This window comes from Alteromonas alvinellae (genome assembly GCF_902705805.1).
Genome location: NZ_CACSIH010000184.1, coordinates 1 through 18,176, shown reverse-complemented (window position 1 = coordinate 18,176; position 18,176 = coordinate 1). Strand labels below are relative to the sequence as shown.

16 protein-coding genes and 1 pseudogene are annotated in these 18,176 nt (G+C 45.3%); 9 read left to right on the top strand and 8 right to left on the bottom strand.

Features of this window, described 5'->3' with window-relative positions:
• Positions 1-10: 10 nt before the first annotated feature.
• A complete protein-coding gene (locus ACX5KA_RS13400) occupies positions 11-370 on the bottom strand; it encodes a DUF2237 family protein (RefSeq protein ID WP_014951082.1) in 360 nt (119 codons plus the stop codon).
• Positions 371-534: 164 nt separating this feature from the next.
• Here ACX5KA_RS13400 and ubiG point away from each other — a divergent pair, with 164 nt between their 5' ends.
• The 5 genes from ubiG to ACX5KA_RS13375 all read left to right on the top strand — a co-directional run bounded on the left by ubiG (position 535) and on the right by ACX5KA_RS13375 (position 4,962).
• Entirely contained in the window at positions 535-1,287 is a 753-nt protein-coding gene (ubiG, locus tag ACX5KA_RS13395) for a bifunctional 2-polyprenyl-6-hydroxyphenol methylase/3-demethylubiquinol 3-O-methyltransferase UbiG (RefSeq protein WP_039221832.1), read from the top strand.
• Between the two features lie 249 nt (positions 1,288-1,536).
• Positions 1,537-2,526, top strand: coding sequence for an esterase/lipase family protein (locus tag ACX5KA_RS13390; protein WP_458731390.1), 990 nt, complete (start codon positions 1,537-1,539; stop codon positions 2,524-2,526).
• Positions 2,526-3,512 carry a lipase secretion chaperone gene (locus ACX5KA_RS13385; protein WP_458731389.1) on the top strand — a complete coding sequence of 329 codons (987 nt, stop codon included), beginning with the start codon at positions 2,526-2,528 and terminating at the stop codon, positions 3,510-3,512. Before ACX5KA_RS13390 ends, ACX5KA_RS13385 begins: the two co-directional genes overlap by 1 nt.
• A 182-nt stretch (positions 3,513-3,694) precedes the next feature.
• On the top strand, positions 3,695-4,303 hold the full coding sequence (locus ACX5KA_RS13380) for a glutathione S-transferase family protein (RefSeq protein WP_334059611.1): 609 nt from the start codon (positions 3,695-3,697) through the stop codon (positions 4,301-4,303).
• Positions 4,303-4,962, top strand: coding sequence for a glutathione S-transferase family protein (locus ACX5KA_RS13375; RefSeq protein ID WP_458731388.1), 660 nt, complete (start codon positions 4,303-4,305; stop codon positions 4,960-4,962). The genes ACX5KA_RS13380 and ACX5KA_RS13375 overlap by 1 nt, the downstream gene beginning before the upstream one ends.
• On the opposite strand, the gene ACX5KA_RS13370 is transcribed toward ACX5KA_RS13375, so the two are convergent.
• The 3 genes from ACX5KA_RS13370 to ACX5KA_RS13360 all read right to left on the bottom strand — a co-directional run bounded on the left by ACX5KA_RS13370 (position 4,952) and on the right by ACX5KA_RS13360 (position 7,413).
• Positions 4,952-5,191, bottom strand: a complete 240-nt coding sequence (locus ACX5KA_RS13370) for a hypothetical protein (RefSeq protein ID WP_458731387.1) — start codon at positions 5,189-5,191, stop codon at positions 4,952-4,954. The two genes, ACX5KA_RS13375 and ACX5KA_RS13370, sit on opposite strands and share 11 nt — an antisense overlap.
• Positions 5,192-5,295: 104 nt before the next feature.
• Entirely contained in the window at positions 5,296-6,069 is a 774-nt protein-coding gene (locus ACX5KA_RS13365; protein ID WP_458731386.1) for a homocysteine S-methyltransferase family protein, read from the bottom strand.
• Between the two features lie 171 nt (positions 6,070-6,240).
• A complete protein-coding gene (locus tag ACX5KA_RS13360; RefSeq protein WP_458731385.1) occupies positions 6,241-7,413 on the bottom strand; it encodes an ROK family transcriptional regulator in 1,173 nt (390 codons plus the stop codon).
• A 285-nt stretch (positions 7,414-7,698) separates the two neighbouring features.
• On the opposite strand from ACX5KA_RS13360, the gene ACX5KA_RS13355 reads away from it, so the two are divergent.
• The gene (locus ACX5KA_RS13355) at positions 7,699-8,667 is read left to right on the top strand and encodes a carbohydrate kinase family protein (protein ID WP_458731384.1); all 969 of its coding nucleotides are present in this window, start codon (positions 7,699-7,701) and stop codon (positions 8,665-8,667) included.
• Between the two features lie 127 nt (positions 8,668-8,794).
• Here the strand turns inward: ACX5KA_RS13355 and efpL are convergent, their stop codons facing one another.
• From efpL to ACX5KA_RS13340, 3 genes are all read right to left on the bottom strand, one after another.
• Entirely contained in the window at positions 8,795-9,370 is a 576-nt protein-coding gene (gene efpL, locus ACX5KA_RS13350) for an elongation factor P-like protein EfpL (RefSeq protein ID WP_025257482.1), read from the bottom strand.
• Between the two features lie 101 nt (positions 9,371-9,471).
• Positions 9,472-11,202: a cisplatin damage response ATP-dependent DNA ligase gene (locus ACX5KA_RS13345; RefSeq protein ID WP_458731383.1), complete on the bottom strand. Its 1,731-nt coding sequence runs from the start codon at positions 11,200-11,202 to the stop codon at positions 9,472-9,474.
• A complete protein-coding gene (locus tag ACX5KA_RS13340; protein ID WP_039221863.1) occupies positions 11,202-12,218 on the bottom strand; it encodes a ligase-associated DNA damage response exonuclease in 1,017 nt (338 codons plus the stop codon). Before ACX5KA_RS13340 ends, ACX5KA_RS13345 begins: the two co-directional genes overlap by 1 nt.
• Before the next feature lie 246 nt (positions 12,219-12,464).
• Between ACX5KA_RS13340 and ACX5KA_RS13335 the strand changes: the two genes are divergently transcribed.
• Complete coding sequence (locus ACX5KA_RS13335) at positions 12,465-13,280, top strand: putative porin (RefSeq protein ID WP_458731382.1); 816 nt, start codon at positions 12,465-12,467, stop codon at positions 13,278-13,280.
• 46 nt (positions 13,281-13,326) lie between these two features.
• On the opposite strand, the gene ACX5KA_RS13330 is transcribed toward ACX5KA_RS13335, so the two are convergent.
• Positions 13,327-14,520: a DUF418 domain-containing protein gene (locus tag ACX5KA_RS13330; protein WP_458731381.1), complete on the bottom strand. Its 1,194-nt coding sequence runs from the start codon at positions 14,518-14,520 to the stop codon at positions 13,327-13,329.
• A gap of 223 nt (positions 14,521-14,743) precedes the next feature.
• Here ACX5KA_RS13330 and ACX5KA_RS13325 point away from each other — a divergent pair.
• Positions 14,744-17,352, top strand: a pseudogene (locus ACX5KA_RS13325) (ligase-associated DNA damage response DEXH box helicase).
• Positions 17,353-17,392: 40 nt separating this feature from the next.
• The gene (gene pdeM, locus ACX5KA_RS13320; protein ID WP_458731380.1) at positions 17,393-18,097 is read left to right on the top strand and encodes a ligase-associated DNA damage response endonuclease PdeM; all 705 of its coding nucleotides are present in this window, start codon (positions 17,393-17,395) and stop codon (positions 18,095-18,097) included.
• The last annotated feature ends 79 nt before the right edge of the window (positions 18,098-18,176 follow it).

Below are 18,176 nucleotides of genomic sequence, written 5' to 3'. Positions count from 1 at the left end.
CAGGTTTAGATTAATCTGCCGCGTACTCTTCTAGCAGTGAAAGTGGAATAATGTCTAACGCTTTTTCATGTGTGGCTTCCAAGCGTACTTTCGGCGCTACACCTGCCTCATAGGCTTGTAGCCAGCGAGCGGCACACAAACACCATCTGTCGCCTGCTAACAGGCCTGGAAATGTCATACTAGGCCACGGCGTGATGAGGTCGTTGCCTTGTCGTAGCGAAAACTGAAGGAATTCGTCAGTTACAACCGCGCATACGCTGTGATTACCCACATCAGCGTCTGGTACATAGCAAAACCCTTCTCGCGTAAAGCCAGTATTTCCACAGCATAGCTGTAGCGGTCGACCATAGACATTTTTTGCGTTCGCCAAAATCAGAACCCTCTTTTACAACGTATATTTTAACAGGTATGACTAATTCAAACCGCCAAGTGCGAAATTAGAGTGAATAGAACCTTATCTGTCCACCTTATGACCCTGCTCGATAAGGGTCAACAACAAAGCGCTACGGTAACTACGTTTTAAGGTAAAAAATCGTGCTCGATAAAAGCAAAAAAACAGGCGACAGTAACTTTTCTGAACAAGAAATTTCGCGCTTTGACGCACTGGCAGAGTCTTGGTGGGACCCGCAAGGAAAATATAAAACTGCGCTGGAATTTAATCGTGCTCGACTAAACGTTATAAAAGCACAGATAGAGATTCATTTTGGCAGAGGTAACCTACCGCCAGACTATTCAGCATTATCAATCATTGATATCGGAAGCGGTGGCGGTCTTATAAGTGAACCGCTGGCCAAACTGGGAGCGCAGGTTACGGGTATAGATGCCAGTGCAGTGAGCGTAGAAGTGGCAAAGCGCCATGCTCAAAATACGGGAGTAAAAGTAGACTATCAGCATAAACTTTCAAGCGAGGTAGTAGAAGAAGGTCGGCAGTATGATGTGGTAATTAACGCCGAAGTTGTTGAGCACGTGCCTGACCAGCAGCAGCTTATGCGAGAGTGCGCAAGTTTAGTTAAGCCGGGTGGCCTGCTGATTTTGGCAACGCTGAACCGCACCCTAAAAAGTTATGTTGTTGCCATAGTGGGAGCGGAATACGTAATGCGCTACTTACCTATAGGAACCCATGACTGGAAGAAATTTGTTAAGCCCAGCGAATTAAAAAGCTGGATTGGAAATGAGTTTACCCTAAAGTATCAGGTCGGTATGAGGCTAAACCCACTTAAAGGAGAGTGGCTAACCACTTCGAGCCTGGCCGTAAACTACATTCAAACATATTCCAAACATAAATAAGCGACTATAAGTGTTATTTATGTCCTGTATGTATAGTGAAAATGGTATGGGTTAACATACTTCATACCTGACGCTATCTTTCTGAATTAACTGATTAATAGTAACTAACTCCGTCGAAAACTTACCTATACACAGTAAAAGCCTTTATTAAAGATTTCACACAAAGGTTGATCTTTACATAGTGTTTACATAATTATAACAAAGGTCTGACCACAGACCACACATAACCATAATTATGGGACACACTCGATGACACTATATAACCACTTACGCTCTATAAGAATACGCTCTACAAATCCATGGTTCGGTAAATTCGCCGTGATATTAGCTTTGTTCAGTATGACATTAGGCTTGTCTGGCCAAGCCAACGCTGGCACCTACGCAAAAACAAAACACCCTATTGTATTAGTTCACGGTCTGTTTGGTTTCGAAGATATCTTATTTGTTGATTATTTCTATAAGGTACCGCACAAACTTAGCCGAAATGGCGCTGTTGTCTATATTGCAGAGGTCTCACCAGCAAACTCGACCGAAGTGCGCGGTGAACAGTTACTCGAGTACATTGATGAAGTTTTGGCGCTATCAGGAGCTGACAAAGTGAATTTAATTGGACACAGTCACGGTGGTCCTACGGCGCGTTACGCCGCAAGCGTTGCCCCAGATAAGGTTGCTTCGGTAAGTTCAGTTGCCGGCGTAAACTGGGGAAGCAAAGTGGCAGATGAACTACGGGACGCTTTTTCTGAAGGTTCAGTGGGCGAGGGTGCTGCGGGCGTTGTAGTTAATGCGTTCGCTAATATCATCGAGATTGCCTCTGGGTCAGATCCGCGAGACAAACCTACAGATTCAATCGCTGCGCTTAACTCACTTTCAACAGAAGGCTCGGTGGCTTTCAATAAAAAATACCCAGAAGGCATGCCAACGGCCTACTGCCGCAACGATGGAAAAATGTTGGCTGAAAATGGCGTGTACTATTTCTCGTGGAGCGGAGGCAGAACTTACACCAATGCTCTTGATGTAGTTGACCCATTCTTAGCTATTACTGGCACCGCATTCAAAGAGCCAAACGATGGGCTAGTATCGACCTGTAGTTCTCATTTAGGTAAAGTACTTAAAGACAACTATAAGATGAACCACCTTGATGAAGTGAATCAGAGTTTTGGCATTACGCATTGGTTTGAAACTGATCCAGTAGACGTATTTGTTCGTCAGGCCAACCGTCTTAAAAGATTGGGGCTGTAGTGACGACGCGTAAAGTACGCAATGTTTACCCAATATTGGGAGGGCTTCTGGCCCTCTTAGTATTGGCCTGTATTTTTTATGTGAAACCTGCTTTCAAAGCAGATACCCTCAACCAAGCTTCATTAGAAGGGGCTCGTGACAATGCTAGTGAAAAAACGCTAAATGAGAGCGGATATGCGCAAGTTGACTCGGTAGTCAGTTATCGGTTGCAAAACGAAACAGTTGCCGCAAATACTGGCCTTAACGTTTTTATGCTCGACTACTCAACAAAAGACCGCTTCGATCGTTTTATACTTATGCGCACCTCTGAGGAGCCACATGTCGTTAAGCTTTCTTACTCAACCCATGTAATTACCGTATTTACCCCTGACACGCGGGTGGTGGCTATAGACTTATTTAATCGTTACGTTGATTACAAAGTGGCACTCTCTTCAATTGAAGTTGAGGTCGACCTTTCAAGTCACAGTTTGCAAGATGTGTCTTATAAGCTCGATGAGCGCGAAAAAATTCGACGTACTTATTTCAATGATACCGAATACCACTATCTATTTAGCCAAGAAGCCCAAGTGGACGAGGCGGCGTTAGCGCGCTTACAGCTTGCTCAGGAAAGAACGCTGTCTAGGGATGAAAGAAAAGCGCTTATTGTTGAGTCGCTAGAAACGGGAAGTCAAACCGAACGCGACGTCTTTCAGCCAACGCTGAATATGCACCGTATTAATGAAATAAAACGCAGCCACAGTGATCTTAACGACCGATACAACGCCGTGGCGGCTGAGTTCGGCAGTGAGATCGCAGACCGCTTCGCAAGGACCTGGGAAAAACAAGCACAGTGGAAAAACAAAATCGCCGACTATGAAAGGTTTCGCGATAACCTGGCAAAGCAGTCGTTAACAGCGAGCGAGTTTGAAAGCACGCTACGCGAATACCAATCTGAAAAATTCACTGTTAATGAAATAAAGCGCCTAAAAGTTATTACTGGGTCTTAAAGCAATGCTTCCAAGGTTGCGGTCTAGCTGTTGCGACAATGAGAAATAGCAAAGAGGTATAACCATAAAAGCACTGAATAGTTTTGTGCATAGGCATAGTGATTTGAAAGCAGTTTGTGCAGTTACTAATCTAGGTAATACCCTACTTTCAACAATCCGCAATAAGGTTTGTGACAATCATTATGAAAATCTACGAAACGAAGACTGCGCCCAACCCACGTCGAGTACGCATATTTTTGGCTGAGAAGGGCATTGACGTTGACTACGTTCAGGTCGACATTCAAAAGGGTGAAAATTTAACTGCGGAAATGCGCGCGAAGAACCCGCTGGGAAAGATACCTATTTTAGAGCTTGATGACGGCACCTGTATTGCCGAAACCGATGCCATTTGTACGTATTTTGAAGCTCTGCACCCAGAGCCACCTTTAATGGGAACAACACCCGTTGAAAAAGCGACTATATCTATGTGGCAGCGGCAGGTCGAATTAGCGTTTATGATGCAAGTTGGTATGTGCTTTCAGCACACTACAGGGTACTTTAAAGATCGCATGACTCCGGTGCCCGAATATGGCAAAGAAGCGGGTATCAATGCGTCGAAATATTTGAACATTTTAGAACGTCGACTTGGGGTAAAGGAGTTCATCGCCGGCGATACATTTTCTATTGCCGATATAACCGCGTTATGCGCCATGGATTTTGCGCGGGTGGTAAAAATTCGTATGCGTGATGAGCATGTTAATTTAGCGCGCTGGTATGAGGCCGTAAGCAACCGAGCGAGTGCAAAAGCCTAATGATTGATTTATATACCGCAGCCACGCCCAATGGTTGGAAAGCGTCAGTAGCGCTTGAAGAAATGGGGCTTAAATACACCGCCCATGCCGTAAACCTGATGAAGGGAGAGCAGAAAACTCCTGAATTTTTGGCAATGAACCCCAATGGCCGCATTCCTGTAATTGTGGATAGAGAAGCCGATGGTCACGTAGTGTTCGAGTCTGGCGCTATCATGATTTATCTCGCAGAAAAAAGCGGTATGTTTTTACCCTCCGACGCAAAGCGAAAAAGCCAGGTTTTACAGTGGGTCATGTTTCAGATGGGAGGCATAGGCCCAATGATGGGCCAAGCTAATGTGTTCCACCGCTACCTAGAAGAAAAAATTCCAGTGGCGATAGCACGTTATCAGAACGAAGTACGCCGCCTATTTACTGTGCTTGATGGGAGGCTAGAAAATCGAGAGTATTTGGTCGACGACTACAGTATTGCTGACATGGCGAACTGGTGTTGGGTGCGTACCTATGAATGGTCTGGTGTAAGCATAGAAGGGTTAGACAACTTAACCCGTTGGAAAAACAGTATTGAAGCGAGGCCAGCCGCACGGCGTGGAGTGGAAGTCCCGAATAGAATTGACAGAGAAGCACTGATCAAAGGGGCTAAAAATGTTGTTACGAAATAGCGCTTTTAACTGAGTCGACAAACCGGTTGAGCCATCCCGATGCCATGCTAGGTTTGTAAACAAGTTCGAAGTGCTCCGTATGATAAAAGTCATAACCTAATACATCGACGCTAGTAAGGTTATGGCTTTTTGCTATGAAGTCAGGCACGTAGGCCAAAGCCAGTCCTTGCCGAACAATAGATATCAGCGTGCCAAAATCATTACATTGATAGCGAATTGAGCGGGGCACTTTGTCGTCTCTCCATCCATCAGAACCGATGCCGCGTTTTATTCCACAAAAGGGCGAAACACAGGACTTTGCGCTGTAAAGCTAGCCACGTCTATTTAGTACTTTTATTGACCAAAAACGTCGCTGATGGCTTTAATATGTTCAGGGCCGATACCACAGCAGCCCCCGATGATAGTTGCGCCAGCAGCTACCCAAGTCTTAACGTATTCAACATAGCGGGCGGGGGTTATATCGTCACGTATTTCGGAAAGTAGCGCGTTGGCCGCGTGTGTACGTTTTCTCTCAGAAAAGCTATTTGCATAAGCGCCAATATTAATCGAAGCATTTAAACTTCGCGTTATTGAAATAGCGTCTTCCATCTCTTCCGGCTGCGAGCAATTGAAAAGTACGCTCTGTACTTCGCTCAATATTGGCGCTATCTCACTTAGCGGCTCACCAGAGCGCAATGTCACAGGCTCGTTAGATGTTTCTCGATTACTAACGGAAAATGACAGCCATAAAGGCAGTGTAGAGTGCTGTTTTATAAGTGATACCATGGCTTCAGCTTCTTCTACCGAGCTTGCAGTTTCAATCAACCAAACATCAACGTAGGGCTCCTGCGCTTTAATAAGCGGTGTGAGAATGTCGGCTACACGGGTTGCATCAAATAAATCTGGGCGGTAAGAACCAAAAGCCGGAGGAACGCTACCCGCGACAAATCGCTTATTGTCACCATCGCTCTTTAGTGCGTTTACTGCGCCTCGAGCGAGTTCGGCCGCACTCTGAGCCAGAGTAAAAGCCTGCTCCCTAAATGTATTTTCCCTAATATGAAAAGGTACAAGCGCATAGGCGTTAGTGGTAATAACGCAGGCACCAGCTTCAAGAAAACGTTTGTGCACATCACTTACTAATTAAGGTGTTTGCATTAGTGCCAGTGCTGACCACTCTGGCTGCTTAAAGGGCGCACCTGTCTTTTTCAGCTCTCGCCCCATGCCGCCATCTAAAATTAAAATGTCATGCATTCCTTCTTTCATACTGCCCAAAGCCAAACCTTTTGAGATGTGAGATGGCTAGTAATAATTTGCCTGAAGGGCTAGGTTTGCACTTCCAATGGATTGCGCTTTTCTGCCTACAAGACCTTCGCTTATGTGTACCTGAGCAAGGCCACGCATATCAAGCGTCTCCATCGCGCTTTGCGTATGCGCGACCAATGCGTTTTTGACATCATCAGGAATTGCGCCATCTATAATTACGCCGTCTAGGTCTAACAAGCTCATTGCACATTGAGTCGCAAAGGCCAATCCTCTGGCGGTTTCGCTTAACCAGTCTTCTATTGAGCGCGTGTCACAAGACCAGTGGGATGGCGATTCATAAATATGCTGACCGTTGTGCCCAGCGTCGTTTAGCTTTCTTTCCAGCAAATAAAGTGAAGACTGGGTTATTAGCTGGCTTTGTGTACTGCCATTGTAAAAGGGCAAAGAGCCAATGGCCCCAGCGTTGCCTGTTTTTCCATTAACTAACTGGTTATTGAGAACTAGGCCACCACCTAAGAATGTGCCAACAAAGATATAAAGAAAACTACTGTAGTTTTGGGGATTACCGAACGACATCTCTGCGCTGCACGCTGCTCCAGCGTCATTTTTTATAAAAACAGGCAGTGATAATAAATCTTCCAACGCGGCTTGTGGATTAAACTCTCTCCACTCTTCCAATTCATTTTTTGGGGCGCCGGCTTCTTCTGCCCAGCTCCAAATTTCGAAGGGCATAGCAACGCCTAAACCTCGGATCAGGCGCTGTTGGTCGGCATCCAAATTTTTAATGAGTACATTGAAAGCACGTTTTGCAAAGGTAAGCAGGTTGCTTACGGTCGGGTAGGCAAACTTCTCGTGAAGTGTTGCTCTTACATTGCCTTTTAAGTCGAGTAACGTCATATCGAAACTTCGTCGACCTACTTTCAGCCCTATACCAAACGCGCCGCTTTCATTTAGACCAAACGGCACCTTGGGCTGGCCTACACCGCCTTTGATTGGCTTTAGTCGCCTTACTAGGCCGTCAGCCTCTAGTTTTTTAATGATCACTGTCGCTGATTGTGCAGACAGCCCCGTTAATTGGGCTATTTCAGCTTTAGGTAATGAAGAACGTTGGCGAATTAGGGTAAGAATATCCCGTTCATTCGATGAGCGGTTATCAAGCAATGTAGGTGCTTTCTGTGATGGTAGGTGAAAGGCCGATTCTTTATTCAATGTATTTACAATCTATCGTTTTAAGAAGCTAGAGTGTAATAACAACCTAGCCGTGTATCAAATTTAAGAAATGGTGTAGGTACTTGTTCCGACATAACTTTATTCGACAGTACTAAGACAACCCTATCACACCCATTGATTTTTACGCAAAATGTTAAATCAATCAGGTTGATTTAATTTGTACTTTAGACAATACTATGCCCCAATTAATTAACGATTCGTTAACCTTGTGTGAGCTCTGCATGAGGAAACTGCAATTTTTAAGTTCTGTTAAGAGAGGCTGGTATGAAAATTTTGTGTTTAGGTGAAGTACTCATTGATATGTTAAGCCAAGGTGCTGCGCCCAAAGATGGTAACATACCGGCAATGAAGCCATTTCAGCCTTATGCTGGCGGTGCACCTGCTAACGTAGCGGTTGCTGTTGCTCAGCTGGGTGGAGAGAGTGCAATGGTATCAAAGGTAGGTGACGATACCTTCGGCGCCTTTCTTAAAGAAATGCTTGAGCACTACAGAGTAAATACGGACTTTGTGTGGACTACACAGGAAGGCAATACGGCGCTGGCATTTGTTAATTTAGACGAAGACGGTGAGCGTTCGTTTGATTTTTATGTTGATAATGCCGCACATAAACATATTTCAGAGCAAGACTTGTCGACAATTGATTGCGACAAAAATACAGTGCTTCACTTTTGTTCAGGTTCAATTTCAGGCCCTGAACTTATTCCTGGCACCGAGTTTATTTTAAACAAGGCGAAGGAAAACGGCATGATGGTGTGTTTAGACATTAATTATCGCCCAGCATTTTGGGATGACACTGCAAATGCGCCGACACGTATTGATGAAGCAGCAAAGAAAGTTTCTATACTTAAGGCAAGCCGTGAAGAGCTAGCAGAGCTTTATGGCGAAGAAAATGCCGATACAAAAGTTCAGCAATGGCTTGATAGCGGCGTTAAAGTTGTATTGGTAACCGATGGTGGTGAGCCAATTCACTATATTACAAAGTCGTTTAGCGGCACGCTAGCGTCACCCAAAATGGATGTAAAAGACACGACTGCAGCAGGCGATTCATTTATCGGTGGGTTCCTTTACTTCCTTTCTACCAAAGTTAAGAGCGCCGATGAGTTTGGTGCATGGGCAGAAAACTTTGAAAACGTTAGCGAAGCGACTGAATTTGCTATTCGTTGCGGAGCTTACACGGTAACGCAATACGGTGCATTTAGTGCGCTGCCTACACAGGCCAATATCGCTAAGTAAGAGGCGTTGAACAACGTTTTCAAAACTGATTTCAAGGCAATAAAAAAGGGTTCGATATGAACCCTTTTTTGTCATTTTAAAGCTTAACAAGCGTCGATGGCAGCTTAATTTAATAAGTTAACTTAGCTCAGTGCTTATCGGCTCTGCTTTGAAACTTACGTTCCTCGGTGTTGACCTTTATCCACTCGCCGGTGCTGATGTATTCCGGCACTTGTACTACTAGGCCGGTCGAAAGCGTGGCTGGTTTGGTACGAGAAGTAGCAGACGCACCTTTAATAGACGGATCGGTTTCAACTACCTCAAGTTCCACGCTCATTGGCAAGTCCAGGGCAACAGGTACTTCGCTAACAATAACAACTTGAATGCCGTCAGTTTCTTCGTTAATGAACAAGGCTTCGTTTTCAATGCTTTCTTTGTTCAAGTGATAAGGGGTGTAGTCTTCCTTATCCATGAATACATATTCTTCGCCATCAATATACGAAAACATAGCAGGGCGACGAATTAAGTCAGCCATATCTAGGGTATCTGAGTCTTTAAACGTTTCATCGTATTTGGCACCTGTTACCACATCGTACATGCGCATACGATAGATGCTACCGCCTGCACGACCTTGAGGGACAGAGCGTTCAATGTCTCGCACTATGCAAGTTTTTCCGTCAAATACCACAGTGTTATTCTTTTTAATTTCACTAGCCTTAGGCATGGCGATTTCCTATTGTCTTATTTTCTTAAGGTGTAAACCTTATTTCTATCTCGCCCTATTCTCTGCGATTTTACACGACTAAGAAAGGATTTTTGATGGGCTTACCCTTCTATTAATGCTTTTACATTCGCTAAGGTATCAGCTTCACTCGCGGGCTTGTCCCAACGAATTCTATGTATACGGGGAAAGCGCAGCGCGACCCCCGACTTGTGCCTAGATGAAGGGTGTACAGCGTCGAAAGCCACTTCAAGCACTAGCTCTTTTTTCACTTCTCTTACCGGGCCAAACCGTCCTACGGCATTGCGCCTTACCCAATTGTCCAGTTTTTTAAGCTCTTCATCGGTGAACCCGGAATATGCTTTTCCGATAGGCAGAAGCTGACTGTCCTCCCAAGCGCCAAACGTGTAGTCAGAATAAAAGCTGGAGCGCTTACCGTGCCCGCGCTGCGCATACATCATTACCGCATCCACAACCAGCGGGTCTCGCTTCCATTTAAACCACTTGCCCTTAGGTCTGCCAGGTACATAATGACTATCTAAGCGTTTTATCATCAGCCCTTCTACCGCACGATTTTTGCATACTTGGGTGTGAAGCTGGCGCAAAGTTTCGGGGGAGGTGGCATTGAGTGTTTCAGAAAGAAATAAACGGCTGTTATTCGTTTTACTAAACCATTCTTCAAGGACGTGGCGCCGCGCTTTTAGTGTTTTTTCTGTTAGATCTTCACCATTAAGCACTAAAGCATCGTAAACGATTAGTCCAACCGGGGCGGAAGACTGTAACGCTTTGCTCGGTTTCTTTTTATTAAGGCGCTGCTGGAGGGCATTAAAGGTATCCACATTAGGCTGTGTGGCGGATGAAGCCTGTTTATCGCTTTTATCACTACTCGTGCGTTGACTAGCTGCACTTTGGACAGTCGATTCTTCAGATGGGTGAAAGCCAGGTTCTGCATTATGGATAACCAGCAATTCTCCATCTAAAACCATATCGCCATTTATAGACTCAAGCAAATCAGGGAATGAGTGGCTAATATCATCGCCAGTGCGGGAGAAAAGGGCTTTTTGGGGCTTATCGCCATCGGCCCCACTACCGTTCTGAGCCTTATCATTGACAGGGTTATTTGACTTAACGACAAGCTGTACACGAATGCCGTCATACTTGTTCTCAATTTGCCAAGTGTTCTTGGTGAAAGCGTTGATATCGCTATCTTCAATGGGGTGAGAAAGCATAACTGGATGAAAGGTGACGGCATTTTTAATATCAGGCTTGTCGACTTTTCCTTCTAGCCAACTAAGCATATCTATATAAGGCGGGGTAACTGCGTGCCAAAGTGTCTCAACTTCTTTAATGTCTTTATTGCCATAGTCGGCCAAGATTTGTTTTATAGAGCGTGCCGAAACGCCTATACGCAGGCCTCTGGTGCCTAATTTTAGTAACGCCCAGCGTTGGGCAGGCGTCATTATCGTAAGGTAGTGAGCTAGTGTGGCAGAAACTTTCTGCTTACTTATAGACGTAAAGGTTTCTACCACCTCGGTAAGCGTGGGTAGTGAATCTGAAGGCTCGCTATATGGCCATAAATGAGCCACGGTTTCACTAACCTCACCCACATAGTCATAGCTCATAGCAAAAAGCGCAGGGTCGGTATGTTCGGAAATAAGCTTTTTTACCGTATTTCGCTTAAAGAAGTCGAATCTTAATGTGCCTGCCATAGCAGCAATAGCCCATCCACGATCGGGGTCTGGCGCATTGGCAATGTAGTCGGCAATCAGCTGCGCCTTGGCTTTGTTTGCAGACGTGAAATACAGCTGTTCAAGTAAGTGACTGAATGCTTCCACTAGTCGCCTCCTTGCTCATCTTCATCATAACCAACTAGCGATAGCGCTCTGGCTTTATACCCCATTTTCTCTGCCTGATACATCAGCGCATCTTCTCTGCCATGAGTCACCCACACTTCTTTCGGATTGACTTCTTCAATGGTTTGCAGTAATTCAGGCCAGTCGCAATGATCAGAGATAATAAGCGGTAGCTCGGCATTTTTTTGCTTAGCGCGAGCGCGAATTTGCATCCAGCCAGATGCTACAACAGGGCGTACATTAGGTAAGCTTCGCGACCACCTATCGGCAAGTGCAGAAGGGGGAGCAATGATTATCTCACCGGCTAACGTTTTTTTATCCGCGACCTCAGACACCGGAATTAACTCGCCTAAGTCTATTCCTAATTGCTTGTATAGATCGCACAATTTTAGCTGCGCACCGTGTAAGTAAATTGGCTTGGCGTAACCCGCCTCGCGCAGCGCCAATATCACTCGTTGACATTTGCCCAGCGCATAAGCGCCTACTAAATGGCATCGTTCTGGAAACACCCGTAGTGAATGAAGGAGCTTTTCAATTTCATGTTCAATGGGCGGGTGCTTAAAGACAGGAAGCCCAAAGGTGGCTTCGGTAATCAATACATCGCATGGAACGACCTTAAACGGTGGGCATGTAGGATCGTGGCGACGTTTGTAGTCGCCTGAAACCACAACTCGGTAGCCTGCATATTCAATAAGAATTTGTGTAGACCCAAGAATATGGCCAGCAGGATAAAATGTGGCTCTTACATCGTTAAAATTGACGGCTTCACCCATTGCTACAGCGTGCTGGTGGATAGCCATATCTTCACCGTATCGGGTTTTCATAATTGCCAGTGTTTCTGAACTTGCGAATACACTGTGATGACCTGCCCGTGCATGGTCTGCGTGCCCGTGGGTGACAAGCGCGGTGGCGACTTCATTCATGGGGTCAATGTAAAACTCACCGGGTTCACAATACAAGCCAGTATCATCAGTTTTTAGCCATGTTGATGGGTGCACTACTTACCATTCCTGCCAAATTAGAGAATGCTTGTTACTACGTATTCACTCCCTTAAAACGACCACTTGAAGTATGCAAGACCAATAACTCAATATGTGTGCTGAATTAGTTTGGCTTTATGAATTGTCACAAAATATGTCGATATGCTGTCAACTATTGCACTACACGACCTTTTAATTTAACTTCAACGCCTACTAAAAAAGAGCTTTTTTTTGGATGCTCACTATAAATAAGGATATTGCCTAATGCTGCGTTTGAGCGCTTGTTTGCTAGCTATTTCAACCCTTCCTGTGTTTGCCCAATCAACTGATATTCAGCATGAAATTGCGTTAGGGTTTTCTGATGTACGTGATGCCGACGACAACTTTATTGGTGCAAGTTACCGCTACTATTTTCAATCAGTGAATATAGATCAGCAACCTTGGTCGATTAGCCCCTACCTTCAAAGAAAGAACAATGTTTCTGTGGATTATTTTGGTATAGATAACATTGACAGCGTAAATGTTCGAGGAGAATGGTTTTATTCAAATGCGCTGGTAATTCGAGGGCGTTACGGGCGTGTAACCAACGACAATAGATATTTTGACGAAACATTAAATCGCTATGCCGTAGAAGTATCTACGTTCGCGAACCAAAATTGGGAATACGGCGTCGGCGTAGAGTACTTTCATCTAAATGAAGAACTTTTCAGTTCCATTGATGCTGGCGTTAGCGAGGAGCGTTCAGATTCTGAATTTAGCTACAGTGCATTTGCAAGATATACGAGTTTTGGGCAGCGCGCTGGCAAGTTTTTGCCAGGCTGGGATACCAAGTTAAAAGCAACGCAGTTTGATGGTGAGTTCTCCATTGAGCTAGATACAGATTATTATTTCCGTCCTGATTGGAGCGTAGGCGTTACTTACATTCACGAAAGTAATGAGGTCATAGGCTCTGACAACGTGATTGAACTAGGCACACACTACTGGTTCAACCCGCATTCATCTATCGAATTTGGCATAGGCTATGATACCGATGAGAATCAGTTGGGTTCGGCTACGTTGTTAGGAACATTTAGATTCTAATACGCCACTCAAGTGGACGAGGGCCTTATTTTTTACAGGCCCTTTTTTATACTTCATCCATGTAGGTGAGCTGTTCTTTCTCATCATGTTTCAATTTTTGCTTTTTGTGAAAACTGCGCAAATACATTTTTCGCCATAGGGCTTCAAAGGGACCTTGGTTGAAGTGCTTAGTAATGGCGTTCGCCAAAATAACTTGTACTGCGGTGAAGGCAATGGTGACCAGAAGCAAATCAAGCAACGTCACGCTGTAAATAAAGTTTGGAAAATAAGCGGGCATGACGATGCGAAATAGCACAGCGAGTGCTATTGATTGGGTTAGGTAGAGCGTGAGTGCAACTTTGCCGCAGTTTATAAGCGACTGATACCACCACGCCGCAGTATGTCTTATGTTTATCAATACGTGAGCGTATACCAAAGCACAGAAAATGGCAGGAATGCTAGTGAACATGGGAATCACATCTAATGTTACCTGTTCGAATAAAAATTGCGGAAGTGCAGTAATGATAGATGTGACGATAGCAACCAATACTAACTTCTTAAATATTAGTGACGAGAAGCCGTGATTGAAAAAGCCTGCCCTATACAAATAAGCGCCAAACATCATAAGCCCCATAGACTGCCACAGCATAGTGAATGGCGCGACAATAACCGTAGACAGCATAAACGACGCTTGAATACCAAGTTGCGTTAAATAGCCGCTTTGCCACAAGGCCGCTTCTTCGTTAAATGTTTCACTCGGTCGTGTTGGTAGTTCAGCCCCCATGTCGAACACACACGCCATGACGAGCCCACCAACTAACATAATTGCGCTTCCCACAATAAGGTAATGAATACTTTTCTTTTTGAGTTCATCTTGAGGGAGCGTGAAGTGTTTTAAAATAAAAAGTGCGCACAGACTGTAATACAGCAAGATGTCGCCGCTGAAAATAAACACGCCATGCAGTAGCCCAAATAAAAACAGCCACTTAAGCCTGGCTTGTGAGAAATCTAAAAAATGGTGTCCGCGCTTTTCGCAGGCCTCAAATTGAATTGCCAGACCAGCACCGAACAACAGGCAGAACAGAGAACGAAATCGTCCATCCAAAAACAGCGTGTTGAAAAGTGAAATAACCGTGTCTGATAATATCGGTTCTTCAAAAAATGCATAATTAGCGTATCCATTTTGGTGAAACGTAATGTTCATGAATAAGATGCCAAGAATGGCTAAGCCTCTAATGGCGTCTATTGAATGAATTCGCATGTACGGTCCTTGTAAGAAAATCGCTAATTCGTGAAGCATAAAAAGATCAATAACTCTGCACTGAAGTTTACGCTAAGAAAATGCATGGGGTCGAAGTGAAAAGTGTATCTAAACATTAAACGCGCTGAGGATGATTACATTGTGCACCTATCGTAAGGCGTGACAAGTAAACCTAACCAAGGTTTTGCCGTATAAGTGCTAAAAGTATTAACAAGAACCATCAATGACTCCACTTCCTTCAGTCTTTGCCCATTGGTTTGAACAAAAAGGCTGGCAACTACGCGATTATCAACACACCATGCTGGTGGAGAAAGACCAGCATGACTGTACATTATTGATTGCGCCAACCGGCGCTGGCAAAACCCTGTCGGGCTTTTTACCTAGCCTAGTCGAACTTGCAGAGACATTTGGTATGAGCGAGCTTGCTGAGGCATTCGGTACGATGAATATCTTGCAGAGATGTCGAAAAACAGGGAGCTTGTTAAGAAGACCGGAACCAGCGAACAAGCCGAAATAAAAACAATAAACAAACAGGCAACGAAAGGAAAAGAAAAGGGTGGGTTCAACGGCCTACATACCCTTTACATATCGCCGCTGAAAGCGCTCACGCAAGATATTCATCGAAATTTGTTACAGCCCATTGAAGAAATGGCACTGCCGATATCGGCAGAAACACGCACAGGCGATACGCCCTCACACAAGCGCCAGCGTCAACGTAAAAAGCCGCCAAACATCCTGCTTACCACACCAGAATCGCTCATGCTGATGTTGAGCTACGCCGATGCAGATAAGCTTTTTGGCAAGCTTAAACGCGTGATAATCGACGAAACGCACAGTTTAATGGCCAATAAGCGCGGTGACTTTCTTTCACTCGCCCTCGCGCGGTTAAGCGTTCTATCACCGCATTGTAAGCGTATTGGCTTATCAGCCACCGTGGCTTTTCCCGAAACGCTCGGTGCGTGGCTGGCCGGCAGCGACGGTGTGGCTAATATTGTAAAAGTGAAAGCGGGTGAAAAACCTAAGGTGGAAATGCTGCACTCTAAAGCGCGCATGCCCTTTGGCGGTTTTATGGCGCGCTACGCCATCGATGATATTTACCAGGCCATTGAAAACGCCAAAACCACGCTGGTGTTTGTGAATACGCGAGCTCAGTCGGAGCTGTTGTTTCAAATGTTGTGGGAGGCAAACAAGGCTGCGCTACCCATTGCTCTTTATCACGGCAGCTTGAGCAAAGAGCAGCGTCGTAAGACCGAAGCCATGATGGCAAGCGGCATGCTGAGGGCAATTGTATGTACTTCGGCCTTGGAGTTAGGTATTGACTGGGGGGACGTGGATAAGGTTATTCAAGTTGGCGCACCAAAAGGCGTGAGCCGACTACTACAGCGTATAGGCCGGGCAAATCACAGGCTTGACGAGCCGAGCGAAGCGTTACTCGTACCGGCAAACCGCTTCGAAGCGCTGGAATGCCAGGCGGCGATCACCGCTATTGAAAAAGGGGAGCTAGACGGGGAAAGTCCACAGCCAGGGGCACTGGACATTGTCCCGCAATTTATATTGAACTGCTTGTGTAGTAGGGCTGATAACCCAGATACCTTGTATAAAGAGATACTTACCGCCACGCCATACCAAGGGCTCGATAGAGATGATTTCGACAAACTATGGCAATTTACCCAAGACGGCGGCAGTGCGCTTAATGCGTATGAAAGATATCAGCGGCTGACGAAAAACGACGATAGCACTTACTCGCCAGCGAATCGGCGGGTTATTCAAAGGCACAGACAAAACATAGGCACCATCGTTGAGGCAGGGCGTTTAAAGGTAAAACGCATTCGTAGGGGAAATCAGGGCAAGATCATTGGTGAGGTTGAAGAGTATTTCGCCCAGCAGCTAACGCCTGGAGATACCTTCTACTTTGCCGGAGAAGTATTGCGTTTCGAGGCTATTCGCGACATGCAGCTACACGCTAAGCCTGCAAAAGCCAAAGAGCCGAAAATACCAAGCTACGCGGGTGGTCAAATGCCGCTATCTACCTATTTGGCAGAAGGGGTACGTGCAATTTTGGCTACTCAGAAGTCATGGAGAGCACTGCCTGCACAGGTACAAGAGTGGCTTAAACTTCAACAGGCGTTTTCTCAATTACCTAGTCCTGACAGCGTGCTTGTAGAACAATTTCCGTTCAGACAAGCGCACTATACTTTGTACTACACCTTCGACGGACGCAAAGCGAACCAAACCTTAGGTATGTTGCTAACGCGGCGAATGGAAAAAATGGGCATTAAGCCTTTAAGCTTCAGCGTGACCGATTACGGATTATCGGTAGCATCAGTAAACGCCATCACACAGGGACAGCTGCATCAGCTATTTCAGCCGGATATTTTAGGGGACGAGTTAGAAGACTGGATGTTACAGGCACCTATGCTTAAGCGCTCGTTCAGGCAAGTGGCGGTGGTGAGTGGTCTCACTGAACAGCGCTATCACGCCAGCCAAAAAACCATGAAGCAGGTCACCTTCTCTACGGATCTTATATACGATACGTTGCGTGAACACGACCGCGACCATATCTTACTTAAAGTAGCACGGGCCGATGCAGAGCGTGAGTTACTTGATTTACGACGACTGGCTAATTTACTTATTCGCTATGTAGATTCAGCGACATTAGTGAATCTCGAAAAACCATCGCCCATGGCCATTCCTATAGTGCTGGATGTGCGTAGTGAACAAGTGAAAGGCGCTGGCGCACAGGCTATCATCGAGCAAGCTAATTTATATGCAGAAGCTGAAACTATGTTAGATGAAGTGCGCGCATTGTTATCGGGCTCATCTGTTGAGTAAAGTTAGATAGAAGTAAAAACGAAAAGAATAAGAGGATAATTTGGCAATAACTGACGCGTGGCTAACCGAAAAAGTAAGCCGGCGCCACATCACAATTACAAAATATGCAGACTACTTGTGGCTGTTAGACGCGCGCGGTGTGGCGTACTTACCCGCATGCGATTGGCTTATAGTGTCTGATCTCCACTTAGAAAAAGGCAGTTATTTACGCAGCTATGCGAACCCATTGCCGAGTTTAGATTCTACCGCTACGTTAACGCGATTAGAAAGTATCATCGAAGATTACAAGCCATTGCGAGTTATCAGCTTAGGTGACAGCTTTCACGATAAACACAGCATGTCGCGCATGACCACTGAGGACCGTCAGCACTTATGTAGACTAGTTAGTAGTGTAGACGAGTGGATGTGGGTAGAAGGTAATCATGATCCAGATTTACCCGACGGCATACCGGGTACGCCGTGTTTTGAAATAGTGCTAGATAATATGGTTTTCAGACACGAAGTAGAAACGAGTGAAACTCGTGCTCAAGTTATTGGCCATTATCACCCCAAAAAGCGCACAACTATCACCCGTCGCCGTTACTCAGGCAAATGCTTTACTAACAACGAAAATGTATTTGTGATGCCAGCCTTTGGTCAGTTCACTGGTGGGCTGGATATTGATGAAGAGGTAATGCTAACGCTTCTACCCAAACGCTCAAGACAGGTATTTATGCTTTACGACAAGATTATATTTAAAGTGTAACCACCAAAATGGGGTCAGAGTACATTTCCACCGCGGCAGAATTAAAAAAGGGGTCAGAGTCTGAGGGATCCCCACGAAT